We start from the raw sequence: 17,912 nt of genomic DNA, 5'->3' as shown, positions 1-17,912 counted from the left end.
CCACATATCGCCAAGAAACTCCTGCGTCCCGTTATGACGCAGATACATGCACGCGATCTCCACCGCCCGGTGCAATCCACACGACTTCGGCCGCCCGATCTTCTTATTCCACGGCTCGGTCAACGATTCACGGACTCGCCACACAAGCTCCTGCATCTGCGACAACATGAGGCCTGTAGTACGATGGTAGCGCAACGGTTCTCCCGGGTATTGAGAATTCTTTGGTCGGAACTCTCAAATTTTCTCGCGAGGACCGTTGCCTTTCTCGGTGACACGCCGGAGTGGATCAGTAATTCACGTAATTACTCACAATGGTTTTGAATAACGCTCAAGGCATTCGGCGACCTCGAAGCGGGGGTCGGACGAAAGTGGCTCGTCACCGACGAATACCGGCAAGTGCTGGCGCATGCAGGACGGCATGGCCTGGCACGACGAGTTCTTCCGCGGCGTGGCGGTGTCCCGGCGGCTCGGCGAAACCTCGCTGGCGCTGATGGGCGCGGACGAGGCGAAGTTCATCCTTGACCTGGCCTTCATCAAGCCGGCGGAAAAGGGCCGGCCCACCGCGTTCCACCAGGATTGGCCTCGACCGGCAGGGCGCACTGACGATCTGGATCGCGCTGGTCGATCTGCCTGCCGAGTCGGGCACGTTGCAGTTCCTGTCCAGGCACTCAAGGCCGGTGACGCGACCGTGCGCCGGTGGAGCTGAATCCTCATGCGGGCCAACAAGTTGCGCCGTGCCGTCGACGACCCGGCCGTCGGCAGCATGGTCATGATGGAAAGCGGTGCACGGCGCGGGTGCTCGCGCGGTCCGGTTTCGACTTCCTGGTGGTCGGCCTCCAGCACGGCGCCTTCGGGGTGAGCGGCCTTGACGCCGTCCTCGGCGCCGTGCGGGGCACGGGCGGCCGCCGCCCGCCCGTGGCCAGATCGAGTGGCTGCTCGATCAGGGCGCCGACGGCGTGATGGTGCCCTGGTGAACAACGCCGACGACGCGCGGCGTGCCGCTACCCACCGCGGGGAAGCCGTAGCGTCGGCGGTGTACGCAACCTGCTGGAACGCAGCCCGGGATATCTGTCCGGCGCACCCCACTACTTCCGCCTGCAGAGCCCTCGGATCCTCGCGGAGTGGGACAACACCGCCAGAAACGCCAACCACGCACATTCGGTCTGGCGCGATCCCGGAGCGGACTTCGGAGTCCCGCTTGACGAGGAAAACTCGCCCCGTTGACGAGATTCACCCGGATCCGAGGAGGCGATGTGGCTCAACCGAGGCACGTCGCGGTGATCGGCGCCGGGCTGTGTCCGAACTGTCGAGCAGCTGCCTTCCCCGATCACCAGATCTTCGTTGTGGGATTGGCCTTCCGCTCCCCCTGACCCGATGAGACCCCGCCACCGCGACCGGCTTCACCAGCCCCGCGTCGCCCAACCCTGAGCACCCGCAGGAGGTCCACGCCATCGCCAGGCAAGCGATCACGCTGGACAGGCGCGGCCCTGATCATCACTGGCCCGCAGCGACTTCTGCCGCCAACAGCGGTTACCTGCGACCAGCACTATCGACCGACCTCACCGGGCCTCGGCCAAGGCTCTTCAAGAAGCTCCACAGCAGCACCAAGGGTGAGGTAGAACACTACGAACTGGCCGAGCCATTCGCACCGCTGCTCGACGTCACCAGCCAGGCCGACGCGTCCACCATCCCGGCACGACGAGCAGCGGAAGCGCCCGAGGACCGCAGGGGATCATCAGCCCTCTTCGCTGCTCAGATACACAAAACCACTGCCCGAGACGATCTCTCGGACAGTGGAAGGTGCAATACTGAACTGGTACCCCCGATGGGATTCGAACCCACGCTACCGGCGTGAGAGGCCGGCGTCCTAGGCCGCTAGACGACGGGGGCCAGGAACTTTCCCCGTTTCCGGGGCCTTTCTTGCGAGAGATAACTTACCAGAAGCCTTTTCCCGATCTCCGACCGGGGTCTCTCTGCAGCTGGGGTACCAGGACTCGAACCTAGACTAACTGGACCAGAACCAGTCGTGCTGCCAATTACACCATACCCCAGTGAGGCGCTTTCCCAGCTTAGCCGGTTCAGCACCGCACGAGGAGAAATACTAGAACACGCCACCACGGACCCGCGCAGCGGGGGTCCCGGCCGCGCGCTGGACCGGCACGCCGACCGTTGCGTACTCCGAAACCAGCAGCTCAGGAAGCTCCCCCAGCCCGGACACGGTGTACACCCCGTCCGGCGCCCGCTCCCCGACCAGCCCGGTCCCGTCGCGATCGAGCCACACCGCGCCCAGCCCGGCGTCGCGGGCGCCAATGGCGTCGGTATCGAGTTTGTCCCCCACGTGCACCGTCTGTTCCGGCGCGCATTCGAGCGCGAGGCAGACCGAACGGAACATCACCGGATCCGGTTTGGCGACGCCGATCTCCCCCGCGATCGCGACGTGGTCGAAAAACGGCGACAGCCCGAGTCCGGCGATCTTGCGCCGCTGATGCGCACCTGAGGCGTTCGTCACGGCGGCGACTCGCAGCCCCGCGGCGCGCAGCCATTCCAGACACGGCAGCACGTCGTCGAACAACCGCCAGGAACGCGCCAAAGTCTCCCGCCGGCGCGCCTCGAACGCGGCCACTTGCGTCGCATCGACGGCGATTCCCAGCTCCGCAAGGAAACACTCGGTACGCCGGTGATGCATGACGCCGTAGTCCAGCTTCCCGGCGACGACGAGCGCCACATGCTCCTCGGTGATCAAGTCCCACAGCGGCCAGAGATCGCCGCGGCCGGTCAGCGCTTGCAACGTCCGCCGGATCGCGGCGGTGCAGTCGATCAAGGTGTCGTCGATGTCGAGACACACCAGCCGCAACTCGGGCGGCACCCACGGCGCCCGCCCGGAAGCGCCGGACGGCCAGGTTCTCGAGGGGGTCGGCGCTGCCGCGGCAAAATCCACCCAGTGAGGCTAGGGCACTCACCGCGTTCGCAACGCAGCCAAAAAGGTGATTGGCACTGCGCTGTTCCGGCGCACCAGACCTACTCCGGGTACTCAAAGTCGCCAACTCCTCCCCGCCCACTCGCCCGAACAGCCGTAGCCCAGCGGCCCGGCTGCTACCCCACGAATTCCCCTCCCCTCGACACCCCCGGCAGCCCACCTGAACCGCGCTCCCGAACACCCTGTTGAACAACGGCCACACCGAGCGCTTCGCACCATCCGGAAACCCCGACCACCGCCCGTCTCAGCCCCGAATCACCCACCGCATCACTCGAACAGCCGAGCAATTCGACACAAACCACACGCCACTCTCACCCCGCACCGAACGCCTGCTCTACGCACCGAAGCCACACTCCACACGCCACACATGGCATCGAGCACATCTCGCCCAACCCTCGCCGCCAATTGATCAAGCAACCCGCAAGCGCGACCCTCGACTCGCCGTGAATAGATCACCATCGCGCCTCACCTCACGACAGTCACACACCCCCACCGAGAGCAACTCGAAAAGCCTCTGCCCTCATTCGTTGACACACAGTAAAAATGCCACCAAATCATCAAAAACAGCCACCGAAAATGATCGATTCACAACCGCCGCACCACGTCGAGCACCCGGTAAGCACCACTCACCAACCTCAAAATACGCCACGAGCAAGGGGGTCAACCCAGCAGCCACGATTTCCAATTCACTATCCAAATCAATCCGAAAAGCCCCACTCGGCGCCGACAGCCGGATCGCCTCCAGCCCTCACCCGCGAGCTGCGCCCCTGCTACCCCCGCACGACCACCCAACCGAGTGACCACACAGCCCGAACGACCCCACGGCGACGGGACACCCCAGCCACTCGCCCGACCAGCCGATCCGCCGCCCACAGCCACCACCCTCACACTCCTCGGCGAAGAGATTCTCACTCCCCGGGTTGACGCCACCACTCTCCGAGGCGCATCCTTCCCTTATTCAACATACGATGAAAAGGGGAGCTGAGGGGAATGACCGAACACACGGGGTGCGTGATCGTCGGCGGTGGCCCGGCGGGCATGGTGGCCGGCTTGCTCCTGGCGCGCGCCGGCGTCGAAGTGACGGTCCTGGAGAAGCACGCGGACTTCCTGCGCGACTTCCGCGGGGACACCGTGCACCCGTCCACGCTCACGCTGCTGGACCAGCTGGGGTTGGGGGAAAAGTTCAACGCATTGCCGCACACCGAGGTACAGACGGTCGGCTTCCCGGTCGACGGTGGTGGCGTGATGAACATCGCCGACCTGTCCCGGCTGAAAGTGCCACACCCGTACGTCGCGATGGTGCCGCAGTGGGACTTCCTCGATCTGCTGGCCGAAGCCGCCCAGAAGGAGCCGACGTTCACCTTGCGACTCGAGACCGAGATGACCGGGCTGCTGCGTGCCGGCCGCCGTGTGTCCGGAGTGCGCTACCGCACCGCAGGCGGCACGGAAGGAACTCTCGAAGCCGACCTGGTCATCGCTGCAGACGGACGCTGGTCGCTGGCCCGCGAGTCAGCCGGGCTGGAACCACACGAATACGACACACCGTTCGACGCGTGGTGGTTCCGGATTTCCCGGTACGAAAACGAGCCCGGCGGCATGCTCGTCCCGCGGATACACAACCGCCGGTTCGCCATCCCCTTGCCACGCAAGGGCTACCACCAGATCGCCTATCTCGCGCCGAAGGGTGAAGACCTCCGAGCCGCCGGCGTCGAGAGCTTCCGCGAGAGCGTTGCCGATCTTTGCCCCGAGTTCGCCGACCGCACCCACGAGCTGAAGTCGATGGACGATGTGAAGTTCCTCAACGTCCGGCTCAACCGGCTGCACCGCTGGCACGTCGACGGACTGCTGTGCATAGGTGACGCAGCACACGCGATGTCGCCGGTCGGCGGCGTCGGAATCAACCTGGCAGTACAAGACGCAGTCGGCGCGGCCACCCTCTTGGCCGAAAGCCTTCTCCACGGCCGCCCGACGCCGAAGGAACTCGCGGCCGTACGCAGCCGTCGCCTCCTGCCGACGATCGCCGTCCAGACCCTGCAGCGGCTGCTGCACCGAGAAGTCATGCGCCCGGTAATGGCCGGCGAACGCAACCAGCCGCCACCGGCGATGGTCAAGCTCTTCACGCTTTTCCCGAGGCTGTCCGCCATACCGGCACACCTCCTGGGCGTAGGCTTCCGCCCGGAAACGGCGCCGCCCTTCGCCCGCCGACCGACGGAAGCTGCCGGCCGTTAAGCACCCGGCCGCCCGGTCAACCCACACCCGCCGCCCTCGCCACTCAACGGCGACAACCGCGGTCGCCACTCAGCGGCCACAACCACACCCGCCACGCGACGGCGACAACTGCAGTCACCGCTCGACGGCCGCAACCGCGGTCGCCACCGAATGGCCACAACCACAGTCACCACTCAACGGCCATAACCGCGGTCGCCGCCGAACGGCGCCAATTCGGCAGCGCAGCCCGGCGAACGCTCCGCCCGCCAAGCTCCCACCGATCCGGCCAACCACCCGTCCACCCGAAACCTAGGCCCGACCAGCCCGTCGCCACTCAGCGGCAACACCCGTGGGCGGCCGTCAGCAAGCTCCGAACTCCGCCCACGAACCCGGCCGACGCCCACCCGATCGCCGATTCGCCATTCAGCGGCAACAACCCCGGCCACCCAGGAACAGCGGCTCGACCAGGGAGTCGCCGCTGAACGGCAACGGCGGCCAAGACCATCACCGAGCAAAGCGGCCACGGCCCGGCAACTCCGGGACCGTGGCCGCACAACGGCGAAAACCTGGTCAGACGTCCTGCACCGGGTTGGTCAACGTGCCGATGCCGTCGATCGTGATCGACACCGACTGGCCGTCGACGATCGGGCCGACACCCTCTGGCGTGCCGGTCAGGATGACGTCGCCGGGCAACAGGGTCATCACCCGGGAGACGAACTCCACCAGTTCGGGCACCTTGTGCACGAGGTCGGAAGTCCGCCCGTCCTGCTTGAGTTCCCCGTCGACCTCGCTGCGCAACGCGAGATCGGCCGGGTCGGCCGACGTATCGATCCACGGGCCGAGCGGGCAGAACGTGTCGAAGCCCTTCGCCCGCCCCCACTGCCCGTCGGCCTTCTGAAGGTCCCGGGCGCTGACGTCGTTGGCCACGGTGTAGCCGAGGATCGCACTCGCCGCACGCGCCGCCGACACGTTCTTCACCGGCTGGCCGATCACGACCGCCAGCTCGCCCTCGAAATCGACCCGGCCGACGTCCGACGGTCGCCGGATCGGCACGTTCGGGCCGATGACCGTGGTGGACGGCTTGATGAACAGCATCGGCGCGGACGGCACCTCGTTGCCGAACTCCGCCGCATGCTTGGCGTAGTTCCGCCCGACGGCGATCACCTTCGACGGCAGGATCGGCGCGAGCAGCCGAACATCGGCGAGCGGCCACCGTTTGCCGGTGAAGTTCGGCTGGCCGAACGGATGCTCCGCGATCTCCAGCACCTGGGCATCGTCACCTTCGCCCTCGATCGAAGCGAACGCGACACCACTGGGATGAGCAATACGAGCTAGACGCACTCCCCCAGTCTACGGACGCCCACCGAAAACGTCGCACTCCGCGTGACCGAACGGCCCGCTCGCACCCGATTTGCGCGAACGGGCCGCTCGCAACACCGGTGACCTGGGCATCCCCACTCGATTCCGACGTGAACGGACCCCCCATCGCGATCAGCGCACGAACAGCGACCGCCACACCGGCGACCCAGCCCCGGACGGGCGAAACGCGTCCGGACAAGGACCACGATCGGACCGTCGAACACGCCCAGACCACAGAACGTCACCCATCCACGGTCACGAGACTCTTGTGTACCAGCGCATCACACAACGCCAGCCAGCTCGCCTCGACGATGTTCCCGTGCACACCGACCGTGGTCCAGGCGTGTTCGCCGTCACTGGTCTCGACGAGAACACGTGTCACCGCGTCCGTGCCCGGGTTCGACGGGAGAATCCGTACCTTGTAGTCCGCCAGCTCCACGCTGTCCAGCCAGGGCAGGTGCGGGCTCAGCGCCTCGCGCAACGCGGCGTCGAGCGCGTGCACCGGTCCGTTGCCCTCCGCGGTCGCGATCACCCGCTGCCCGGCGACGTGCACCTTCACTGTCGCCTCGGACACCACCTCGCCGTCCGGCCGGTGGTCGAGCACGACCCGGTAGGACTCCAGCTCGAACGGCGGGACCGGCGGCGGTTCCGCCGAGATGTGCTCGATCTCGCGCCGCAGCAACAATCCGAGCGAAGCATCGGCGGCCTCGAACGACCAGCCCTCCGACTCCAGTTCCTTGACCTTCCGCACCGCGTTCGTCAATGCTTCAGGCCGGCCGGCAAGGTCGACCCCGAGCTCACGTCCCTTGAGCTCAAGGCTGGCCCTGCCGGCCATCTCAGTGACCAGTACCCGCATGCCGTTGCCGACCGAAGCCGGATCAATGTGGTTGTACAGCAATGGATCCACCTTGATCGCACTCGCGTGCAGCCCCGCCTTGTGAGCGAAGGCCGACGACCCGACGTAAGCCTGGTGGGTGTCGGGTGCGAGATTGGCGATCTCGGCAAGGGCATGGGAGACCCGGGTGAGCTCGGCAATTCCTCCGGTCGGGAGGACCTCCATTCCGAGCTTGGTCACGAGGTTTCCCGCCACGGCGAACAGATCGGCGTTGCCGGCCCGTTCCCCGTAGCCGTTCGCGGTGCACTGCACGTGCGTCGCGCCGGCCTGCACCGCGGCGACGGAGTTCGCCACGGCGCAGGAAGTGTCGTCCTGGCAATGGATTCCCAAGCGAAATCCGGTTTTCTCCTTGATCTCGCGCACCGTTTCGGCCAGCCCCAGGGGAAGCCGGCCACCGTTGGTGTCACACAGCACGAGAACGTCCGCACCTGCGCCAGCCGCCGCGTCGAGGACCCGCAACGAGGTATCGGGAGACGCGGCGTAACCATCGAAGAAATGCTCGGCGTCGAGGAATACCCGTCGCCCCTCCCGAACGAGGAACGCAACCGTGTCGTGGACCATCGCGCACGCCTCGTCGACGTCGACCCGAAGCGCACGCTCGATGTGCCGCAAGTCCGACTTGGCCACCACCGTGATCACGGGCGCTTCAGCGTCGAGCAACGCCCGGACCTGGGGATCCTTCTCCGCCGTGGTACCCGCTTTTCGCGTGGCACCGAAGGCGACAAGAGCTGCGTGCTTCAGCGGCAGCTCGCCTTTCGCGGCCCGCGCGAAGAACTCGGTGTCCTTCGGAAGCGCGCCCGGCCAGCCACCCTCGATGAACCCGACGCCCAGCTCGTCCAGCAGACGAGCGACCGCCAGCTTGTCTGCGACGGAGTACGTGATGCCCTCGCGCTGGGCGCCGTCGCGCAGCGTCGTGTCGTAGAGGTGGAAAGCGTCACCGAGCGGTGTTCCGGCGGGCTCCGTGCGGGTCACGGCATACTCCTTGTGCTGGGCAGAACCTGTTTCAGGCAACAAAAAAACCTCCCGCATGGGTGCGAGAGGTTGCGCGCCGGAAGCTCTTGTGGAGCGTCTATCCGGCGCGCTCGGCGATAATGATCGAAGTGGCGGCCATGCCACGCATCATGCCACAGCTTCGCCCGGCGTCCAAGTGCCGGACGAAGCTTCCCACGATCTGAGCCACTTCAGCGACGCAGACCGGCCAGGTAACGACCGAACTCGACGACCGCGGACGCATTCCGCGGGCCTTCCACCAGTGCCGCGTAGGGCAGCGCGAAGAAGTGCCCGTCCCGGACGGCCGGGAGATCACGCACACCGGCCTTCGAACGCAAGAAGTTTTCTTTGTCCGCAACGGTTCCCACCTCGCCGCCGTAGTCGTTGATGAGGATGACATCGGGCGCGCGCTGGAGCACTGCTTCCCAGCTCACCGTCGTCCAGCTGTCGTCGACGTCGGCGAAGATGTTCACACCACCCGATTTGGTGATGATCTCGTCCGGTCCCGCGTTCCGCGCAGAGGTGAATGGCTGGTCACGGCCATCGTCATAAAGGAACACCTTGGGTTTCGGGCTCCCTGGCCGGATCGCGGCGGCCACCTCGTCGACCTGTTTGCGGTATTCTCGGATCAACTTCTCCGCACGATCACTGACCCCGAAGATCTTCCCCAGATTCTGCAGATCCGTGTACAGCGCGTCGAGCGGTGGCATGATGCCGCGCTGTTTGCCTACTCCGTTGCGGCAGGCCTCGGTCAGCTGGTAGCTGGCTATCCCCAGCTTGGCCAGCGTGTCCGGGGTGAAGCCGGTGCCTTCGGAGAAGCCGTAGCTCCAGCCCGCGAAGACGAGATCGGCGTCCGCGCCCTGCACCACCTCGCGGTTGATCTTCTCCGCGAGTTTGGGCACCTTGCCGAAGTCCGCCTTCCACGGCGACGAGGCGACCCCACCGGACTGTCCTTTGTCGACGACGTAACCGGCCATCCGCTCACCGAGCCCGAGCGCGAACATCAGCTCGGTGATCCCGATGTCGTTCGTCACCACGCGCGAAGGCGGCTTCTGGACGGTCATCGGCCGGCCGCAGTTGGTCACGGTCACCGGATAGCCGGGTGGCGCGGTGCCACTGTCCGCATCGGACACTTGGGCGCCACAACTCGTCACGGCGAGTGTGGCGACCAGGACCGTCGCGATCGTCTTACGCATGGCTGTCCTCCTGGGTTTCGAGCCGGTCGAACAACAACTGGGGACGTCCCGTGGCGGGATGCCGCACCACGGCTGCGTGCACCCCGAACACTTCGGCGAGCAACGGCGGGGTAAGTACCTGCTCGGGAGTGCCACTCGCGACGAGCCGGCCGTGGTCGAGGACGTGGACCGCGTCGCACATCGCCGCGGCCAGGTTCAGGTCGTGCAGAGCGGCCAGCACGGTCAAGCCGCTTCCCCGGACCAGCGTGAGAATTTCCAGCTGGTGGCGAATGTCGAGATGGTTGGTCGGTTCGTCAAGCACCAGGATCCGCGGTTGCTGGGCCAGTGCACGGGCGATCAGTACACGCTGCCGTTCGCCGCCCGACAAGGTCAGCACGCCGCGGTCCGCGAGGTGCGCGAGGCCCACTTGCGCCAGCGCCACATCGCACCATTGCCGATCGCCGGCGGTCATCCGGTCGAGCAGTCCGTGGTGCGGTAGCCGGCCCATCGCCACCACCTCGGACACGGTGAAGTCGAACTCCGTGTGGGATTCCTGGGCGACTGCGGCAATGGCCCGGGCCCGCGTCCTTGCCGTCATGCTCTCCAACGGCTTGCCATCGACGAGTACCGCACCAGCAGATGGCTTCAGGACCTGGTAAACAGCGCGCAGCGTGGTCGATTTGCCGCTGCCGTTCGGCCCGAGCAGCCCGACGAACCGGCCTTGCGACGCAGCGAGCGTCACGTCCTCGACCAGTGTCCGGCCGGCGGCGGTGACGCTCACGCCATTGAGCGAGATGTCCATTCACGCTCCTCCGAAGACATAAGCGCGTCGGCGCATCAGGATCAGGAAGGCGGGGACGCCGACCGCGGCGGTCAGCACCCCGATCGGCAGCTCCTCGGGCGCGGCGAGCACTCGCGCCGCGACATCCACCCACACCAGGAAAACCGCACCGGCCAGCGGCGCGACGAGAAGCACTCGCCGATGATCGGCACCGACGACGAGACGCACCAAATGCGGCAGGATCAGCCCGACGAAGCCGATCGCACCACTCACCGCGACGAGCACCCCGGTCATCGCGGAGCAGGCGACGAACAGGAACACGCGCAACCGCGTGACGTCCACCCCGAGCGTGGTCGCCGCTTCGTCGCCCATCGCGAGTGCGTTGAGCCGACCGGCCAAAGCCACCAGCAGGAACACCCCGGCCACGATCACGATGGCGGCGACCGGCAGCGCTCCCCAGTTCGCGCCGGCGAGGCTGCCGAGCAGCCAGAACAAGGCAGCTCGCGCGGCTTCACCGTTCGGCGCCTGAAACACCAGCACCGTGGTGATCGCGAAGAAACCTTGCGACAGCGCGGTACCGGTCAGTACGAGGCGCAGCGGGGTGAGCCCTTGCCTCGTACGGGCGACCAGGTAAACGATCGTGGTCGCCGCGAGCGCAGCCAGGAAGGCGCCGATCGACAGCGCGTAGATCCCCAAGGACGCGAATATGCCGAACAACGTGACTGCCGTGGCGCCGACCGACGCCCCGGACGAAATGCCGAGCACGAACGGCTCCGCGAGCGCGTTGCGCACCATGGCCTGCACCGCGACACCGACCGTCGCCAACCCGGCGCCGACGATAACAGCGAGTAGAACGCGGGGGAGGCGGATGTCCCAGATGATTCGATAGTGCCCCGCGTCCTCCGCGCCGATCGTCCCCCCGAACAGCCCGGCGCGGAGGAATGCCCACGTTTGAGTGATCGGCACCGCGACCGTTCCGATCCCGATCGCGACCACCACCGAGCCCAGAAGCGCAACCACCAACCCGATGAGAATCGGTGCCAACGGCCGTCGCCGCTGAACGGCGACTCGCTGGCCAAGCCCCCGCGGCGACGCTGACGAGACCGACACTGGAACGACCGGAGGCCCTCCTCCGACAGCGGCCGAAGTCGCCGCTTCCCCAGAGGGATCAGTACGAGCCGAGGCATCGGGGGACGCCTCCTCCGCCCCTGGGACGACCGGCGCGGCGCGACTTGGCTGTTCGCTTCCAGCCGAAACGGCAGAGTGCTGATCGCTGGCCGACCCGTTGTTGCCAGCCAGCGGCGACAACGCGGCAACACCGGTTTCGCCACTCCGCGGCGACGACCCGGCGTCACCGAGGTCGCCACCACCGACCGACGATGGCAGCGGGGGCAACGACGGTTCAAGCGCGACACCGTCGCCATTGAATGGCAACAGCCTGCGCAGGCCCCCGGCACCTCCGGACCGAGACGGGGCGGAACAGAAGTCATCGCCGCTCAACGGCGACGGCCTCCTCATGCCATCGGCACCCGCCGGCCGACTCGGAACCGACGCACCGTCATCTCCTCCGCTGTCCGGATCAGCTGACGGAGCGGAGCCGCTCGGGCCGTCGTCGCCGTTCAGCGGCGACGATCCGCTCACAACCCCAGCGTCGACCGGTAGCGGCGAAACACGCACGCCTTCATCGCCGTTCAACGGCGACGGTCCGCCAGCGTCCTCGGGCCGAGGCGGCAAGCCTGCGTCTTCGTCGCCGCTCGGTGGCGACAACTCGGTGACGTTGTGGTCCTTGGACGAAGGAGAAGGATCGGTGGGGACGGCGTCGCCGGTGAATGGCGAATCGCCCGGCGCGGTCTGGGGTGATGATGAAGGGTCCGTGCCCTCAGGTGGAAGGCCCGAGTGCGAGCGACGACGAGCAGAGGTCACCAAGTCGGCAGCATCGCTTGGGGATTCGCCGCTGGAGGGCGAAACGGCATTATCCACGGAGCCGGAGCCGGAGCCGGAGCCGGAGCCGGAGCCGGAGCCGGAACCGGAGCCGGAGCCGGAACCGGAACCGGAACCGGAACCGGAACCGGAACCGGAACCGGAACCGGAACCGGAACCGGAACCGGAACCGGAACCGGAACCGGAACCGGAACCGGAACCGGAACCGGAACCGAGGTCGGGATCCGAGCTGAGGTTCAAACCAGCCCAGGAGCCAGCACCAGAAGCGGACCCACGAACCGCCCCAGAACCTGAATCAGGACGAGGACCCGAGCCAGCGCCTGAACCCACGCCGGAACCCGAACCGCGGGCCACCCCGGAACCGGAACCAGGACCCGAACCGGAATTCAAACCAGCCCCAGAACCCGCACCAGAGGCAGCACCGCGAACCACCCCGGGACCGGGACAGCGGCCGGAAACGTGATCGGGACCAGGACCGGGATCGGCCGCGGAGCCGGTGACAGCACCGGACGCCGAGGCATCCGCGGGCGAAGGGTCGTCGGGAACCTGGCAAGAGTCTCGGGACGGCACCGTGGGAAACCCAATCTGTACCGGTCCGCGAGAGGAAGACGGCAGCCGTCCGTTCGGTGGGGAGCGAGGAGGCTGGTGTCGTCTCCCGCAGACCACGGCGGGAGGGGACAACGCTGGGGCTACAAGCCCCCGCCGGTGTCGGGCTCGCCTCCGCGAGTGGAGGCCTACCGTTGCGGGTCAGCGCCGGACTTCGACCGGTCTTCCGCGGCGGGGGTAGTGCGTGCAGCGGCTAGCCGGCGGAGCGCACTGTGTTTGACGACACCAGTGCGGCCAGCCGGTCGCCGATCGCCTGGGTGGCGCCCGGCGAGGCCTGATCGCGCGTGGCCAGGTCGAAGGCCACAGAGGCCTCGATGCGCCGCGCGGCTTCCTTCTGGCCGAGGTGGTCCATCAGCAACGACACCGACAGTACGGCCGCGGTCGGATCCGCCAGCCCCTGTCCCGCGATGTCCGGCGCGCTGCCGTGTACCGGCTCGAACATGCTCGGGTTGCGCCGGGTGATGTCGAGGTTCCCGCTGGCGGCGAGGCCGATACCACCGGTCACTGCGGCGGCGAGGTCGGTGATGATGTCGCCGAAGAGGTTGTCGGTGACGATCACGTCGAAGCGCGACGGGTCCGTCACGAGGTGGATGGTCGCGGCGTCCACGTGCGAGTACGCGACGGTGACGTCCGGATGTTCCAGCGACACCTCTTCGACGATGCGCGACCACAGGGAGCCCGCATGCTCCAGCACGTTGGTCTTGTGCACCAGCGTGAGGTGCTTACGAGGCCGCTCTTCGGCGCGGTTGAACGCATCGGCCACTACGCGCCGTACACCGAACGCGGTGTTGACGCTGATCTCGGTGGCGATCTCGTGCTCGGTGTCCTTGCGAAGCAGGCCGCCGTTGCCCGCGTACGGACCTTCAGTGCCTTCGCGCACCACCACCATGTCGATGTCGCCGCCCTCGGACAGGGGGCCGCGTACGCCGGGGTACAGCCGCGCGGGGCGCAGGTTCACGTGGTGGTCCATCTCGAAGCGCAGGCGCAGCAGCAGGCCGCGCTCGAGAATGCCGCTGGGCACCGTCGGGTCGCCGACCGCACCGAGCAGAATCGCGTCGTGCTGCCGCAGCTCGCCGAGCACCGATTCGGGAAGCAGCTCCCCGGTCGCGTGCCACCGGGCGGCGCCGAGGTCGTAGTTCGTGATCTCCGCCGACGGTGCTACTTCGCCGAGCACCTTCAGCGCCTCGGAGACCACCTCGGGCCCGATCCCGTCACCTGGGATCACCGCGAGCCGCATCCACACACCTCCGTAGCCCAGGCCATCGGGCACCCCGATGGCCCATACACACAACAACACCAGCAGGCGGAAGGTTACCGGCCGTAGACAAAACGCCGTAGCCGCACCACCCTTATGCCGCATCCTCCCACGGGGTGAGACACCCGTTCAGGGTAACGAAAACGGGGCTGTTCAGGCGGTATACCGCCTGAACAGCCCCCGTCACCAGGTTTTCGATCATACCCTGACACCTGGCCAGGTTCACCTGTTCAGGTGAACCTGGCCAGGTGAGCGGCACAGATCAGCCGTGCGAAACCTCGGATTCGATCCGCACCACCGACGCCCGCGTACCCGTGGCGTTGTGGTGTTCGAGCGCCAGCAGCCCCATCGGCTTGTCACCGGCGACAGATGCCTTGTTCCGGTTGACCACCAACGCCGAACCCGGCTTCGCGACGTACGTCAGCGCTGCGTCGCCGCCGCCCTGCACTGCGTACGCCGGCGCAAGAGCATCGAACGACAGTGGCGTCTTGACCGAGTCGATCAGCCCATCGGAAACGCCAGGAGCGGTGTAGAAGCCATTGACGCCGACGGTGTAGCTGATCCGGTGCGAAGCCGCCTTCGGGTCGATCCCCAGCGCGGCGATGCTGACCGGCAACACCATCACGTTGGAATCGAACACGTTGGTGTCCACGTCGCCGAGTTGCCCGTTGATCGCCTGCAAGTCAACCCGGGGGTTGTTCGGCTTGGTCAACGACACTGTGCTCGCGAAGAGCGCATCGGTGCCCGCCGACTTCGTCACGTAGGTTTCGAAGTCCGGTTTCCCGTCACCGTTCGTGTCGATGTCCACGAACGGCACAGTGTTGCTCCCCAGGTTCGCGAAGTCGCTCCAGGTGGAGATCCCGAACGCCAGTGTTGCCTTCTCCGGTTCGCCCTGCGCCTTCGCGAGCGACGCTGTTGACGCCGCACCGATGTAACGCAGGTCGCCGCCCTTGGCAGTGCGGTTCAGCGTGCAGTCGGAGGTGACGTGCGCGTCGCACTCCGGCAGCTGAGGAGATTCCGCCTGCAGCTCGAGCATGCTGATCAGCGACCGATACCGCTGTGCACCATCGCCCTGGTCGATGCCCTTACCGCCGAGATTCAGCACCGCCTGGTCAGCGTCGCCGTTGAAGCGCACACCAGTGGGCGTAGTGATCGCCGAGACCGGCTTCGGCGCCGAGTAGACCGCAACACGCAGCGGCACTGTAGCGCCGTTCTTCGGCGTGAACGCGACACGGCCCGAAGCGTCGGCGACGAACTGCCGCGCCGCCCCGGACTGCGTCGCCTGCATCGTCGGATCCATGACCTTGCGCAGCGCCTTCGGGTCGGCGATCTGAAGCGTCACCTTCACCGTCGCGGCACCACGCGGGCCCACCTTCACCGACTTCTTGTCGAGCGTGTACTCGACACCGGGAAGGCTGTTCACTGCTTCGTATCCGACGGAGTACTCCACCGGCTTGACGCCCTTGTTGACCACCTTGACCGTCTTGCTGACGGTAACCGGCCCGGCAGCCTCGACCGTCCCGAAGGTGACGCTCACCGCGCCAGGATCGTCCTGCACGTACGTGAGCACCTGGTTGTCGAGAGCCGCCCTCGCGTCAATACGGCCGGTACCGACACGTTGCGGAGCATAGGTGTGCCCCTTGCCGTCGGAGACGTCATGCGCGGCAGTGCCGACGACGTCCGCCTTGACCTCCTCGACATTCCATTCCGGATGAGCCTGGCGGACCAGCGCCGTGATACCCGAAGCGTGCGGTGCGGCCATCGACGTGCCGGTCTTGACACTCCTGCCGTTGCCACTGCCACGCAGCGCCGAAGTGATCGTGTCCCCGGGTGCGGCGACGTCCGGCTTGACTGCCGGGCCACGCCCGCCCCGCGACGTGGACGAGCTCACCGTATCCACAATGGACTGATCGTAGGTCTGCAGGGAGGTGCGGCCGTCCCCGAAGAGCCGGACGTTCAGCGTCCCCGCGGCCAGCCCCGGCCGCATCGCCGCGGTCGCCTTGCCCGTGAACTGGAACATCGGAACCCCGGCGTTGCCTGCGATTCCGGCGGCCGGGTGCTCCAACGTGGACGAAAGGAGGACGCCCTTGGCTCCGGCCGCTTGCGCGTTGTTCGCCCGTGCGGCGGATCCGCACGGACGGGTGGCGTCGTTGTCGTCCCACTCCAGCCAGGCGATCTTGCCGGCGACCTTCGCCTTGTCCTCGGCCGAGTACTTGGCACAGCCTGCCTTGTTGTCCACGGACAGCGGAACCACCTGAGCAGCCAGGTCGAGCGTGTCGTAGCCGGTGTAGTCCTGGCTGTACTGACCGGGCTGCCGTCCGGTGATCGGGGCCGTAGTCTCCACGGCGTCCTTCAGATCGCCCGCGTCGCGGGTGTTGGCGACGCTGAGGGCCTCCGGCGTGTTGCTCGGCGAGCCGGCGATGTCGTTGAGGTCACCACCGTTGCCCGCGGAGATCACCGGGACCACGCCGTTCTGGGCGAGCTTGCGCACGAACAGCGAGTCCGGGTCGTCCGGTGCGCCGAAGTCGCTGCCCAGTGACAAGTTCACCACATCGAGGTGATCGGTGAAGTCGCCGTCGCCATCCGGGTCGAGCGCCCAGTCGAGCGCCTGCGAGGTGACGTTGGTGGAACCCTTGCACCCGAACACCTTGATGGCGTACAGCAAAGCCTTCGGTGCGGTGCCCGGGCCGATCCGCATGTCCTCAAGCTTCTTCTTGTTCAGCTTCCGGTAGTCACCGGTGAACGTGCTGCCGTCCGCATTGATGCCGAAGCCCGCGATGGTGCCGGCGACGTGCGTACCGTGTTCGCCGCACGCGATGGGATTGGGGTCGGGCGCCGGTGTCTTCGAACCGTTCTTGCCCTCGGAATCGTATTTGTCGCCGACGAGGTCCGTACCGCCGACCACTTTGGCGTTCGGGAACAACAGCGTCGGCTTGGTTGAGTCGACCGACTTGAAAGCCTCCGGCGTACCAGGGCCGCCGAAGTCTGCGTGGGTGTAGTCGATACCGTCATCGATCACGCCGACGCGGACGTTGTCGCCGAATTTGCCAGTTTTTTGCCAGCTGTCGAGTGTGTTGGTGAGTTGCTCGGCGCTGGCGTTAGTACGTGTCTTCGGAACCACTGTGCGCACGGAAGCCACGTCAGGGCGCTTCGCGAGTTCACGGATCTTCGCCGCGTCCGCTGTCACCACTGCACCAGCGACTGCGTTGGACGTCTGCGTGACCAGTTTCGTGCTCGCGTCTGCGGTACGAAGCTGTCCGACGACGGAGCTGACGGCGGCGGCAACGTCATTCTTCGCGGCACGCGCAGCCTGCTTCGCCTTCTCCTTGCCCTTGCTCTCCTCGGCCTTGAAGGCGTCCACGGCCGGCTTTTTCGCCAGCTCCACGAACGCGGTGATCTCGCCCTGCGCAGCGCCCAGCCGCGACGAGAGCTTGCCCTGGAAACCGGTGGAGTCGACCTTCGCAGGTGCGACTGGATCAGCGAGCGGCGCGGCCTGCGCGGACGCGGATGGCACACCGGCGACAGCCGCCGTCAGCACCACCGCGGACCCCAAAGCCGCCGACCGAGCTGCCCATCTGGGCAACCGGGTTCTGCTCATGAGTACCCAACCCCTTACCCGAGGCACGGATCATGAACCTGCTCGCACTCCGCACGACACACCCCCGACAGGTGAGCGCGAACGCCGCGCCGTGCCCTACGGCGCGTGATTCAGCCTCGCGCGACAG

The 17,912-nt window shown here is 66.8% G+C and carries 11 protein-coding genes and 2 tRNA genes; 3 read left to right on the top strand and 10 right to left on the bottom strand.

Features of this window, described 5'->3' with window-relative positions:
• Positions 1-406: 406 nt before the first annotated feature.
• Positions 407-706, top strand: a complete 300-nt coding sequence (locus D5S19_RS03845) for a phytanoyl-CoA dioxygenase family protein (RefSeq protein WP_120021944.1) — start codon at positions 407-409, stop codon at positions 704-706.
• 338 nt (positions 707-1,044) lie between these two features.
• Positions 1,045-1,224, top strand: a complete 180-nt coding sequence (locus D5S19_RS33730; protein WP_120021955.1) for a DUF3500 domain-containing protein — start codon at positions 1,045-1,047, stop codon at positions 1,222-1,224.
• Positions 1,225-1,814: 590 nt separating this feature from the next.
• On the opposite strand, the gene D5S19_RS03835 is transcribed toward D5S19_RS33730, so the two are convergent.
• The 3 genes from D5S19_RS03835 to D5S19_RS03825 all read right to left on the bottom strand — a co-directional run bounded on the left by D5S19_RS03835 (position 1,815) and on the right by D5S19_RS03825 (position 2,938).
• Positions 1,815-1,890: transfer RNA gene (locus tag D5S19_RS03835), tRNA-Glu, on the bottom strand.
• Positions 1,891-1,979: 89 nt separating this feature from the next.
• A tRNA-Gln gene (locus D5S19_RS03830) sits at positions 1,980-2,051 on the bottom strand.
• Positions 2,052-2,101: 50 nt separating this feature from the next.
• Positions 2,102-2,938 carry an HAD family hydrolase gene (locus D5S19_RS03825; protein WP_120021943.1) on the bottom strand — a complete coding sequence of 279 codons (837 nt, stop codon included), beginning with the start codon at positions 2,936-2,938 and terminating at the stop codon, positions 2,102-2,104.
• 1,029 nt (positions 2,939-3,967) lie between these two features.
• Here D5S19_RS03825 and D5S19_RS03820 point away from each other — a divergent pair.
• On the top strand, positions 3,968-5,206 hold the full coding sequence (locus D5S19_RS03820) for an FAD-dependent oxidoreductase (protein ID WP_120021942.1): 1,239 nt from the start codon (positions 3,968-3,970) through the stop codon (positions 5,204-5,206).
• A gap of 549 nt (positions 5,207-5,755) precedes the next feature.
• Here D5S19_RS03820 and D5S19_RS03815 read toward each other — a convergent pair.
• The 7 genes from D5S19_RS03815 to D5S19_RS03780 form a co-directional block, all read right to left on the bottom strand.
• Entirely contained in the window at positions 5,756-6,526 is a 771-nt protein-coding gene (locus D5S19_RS03815; protein WP_120021941.1) for a fumarylacetoacetate hydrolase family protein, read from the bottom strand.
• 259 nt (positions 6,527-6,785) lie between these two features.
• On the bottom strand, positions 6,786-8,411 hold the full coding sequence (gene cimA, locus D5S19_RS03810) for a citramalate synthase (protein ID WP_120021940.1): 1,626 nt from the start codon (positions 8,409-8,411) through the stop codon (positions 6,786-6,788).
• Between the two features lie 209 nt (positions 8,412-8,620).
• Complete coding sequence (locus D5S19_RS03805; RefSeq protein ID WP_120021939.1) at positions 8,621-9,625, bottom strand: ABC transporter substrate-binding protein; 1,005 nt, start codon at positions 9,623-9,625, stop codon at positions 8,621-8,623.
• Positions 9,618-10,406, bottom strand: a complete 789-nt coding sequence (locus D5S19_RS03800) for an ABC transporter ATP-binding protein (protein ID WP_120021938.1) — start codon at positions 10,404-10,406, stop codon at positions 9,618-9,620. Before D5S19_RS03800 ends, D5S19_RS03805 begins: the two co-directional genes overlap by 8 nt.
• On the bottom strand, positions 10,407-11,405 hold the full coding sequence (locus tag D5S19_RS03795) for a FecCD family ABC transporter permease (RefSeq protein ID WP_233573695.1): 999 nt from the start codon (positions 11,403-11,405) through the stop codon (positions 10,407-10,409).
• A gap of 1,720 nt (positions 11,406-13,125) precedes the next feature.
• Entirely contained in the window at positions 13,126-14,169 is a 1,044-nt protein-coding gene (locus D5S19_RS03785) for a 3-isopropylmalate dehydrogenase (protein ID WP_120021935.1), read from the bottom strand.
• Between the two features lie 280 nt (positions 14,170-14,449).
• A complete protein-coding gene (locus D5S19_RS03780) occupies positions 14,450-17,785 on the bottom strand; it encodes a S8 family peptidase (protein WP_120021934.1) in 3,336 nt (1,111 codons plus the stop codon).
• Positions 17,786-17,912: the final 127 nt, after the last annotated feature.

This window comes from Amycolatopsis panacis, assembly GCF_003600245.1.
Taxonomy (GTDB): Bacteria; Actinomycetota; Actinomycetes; order Mycobacteriales; family Pseudonocardiaceae; genus Amycolatopsis; species Amycolatopsis sulphurea.
This window is presented reverse-complemented; position numbering and strand designations above follow the sequence as displayed.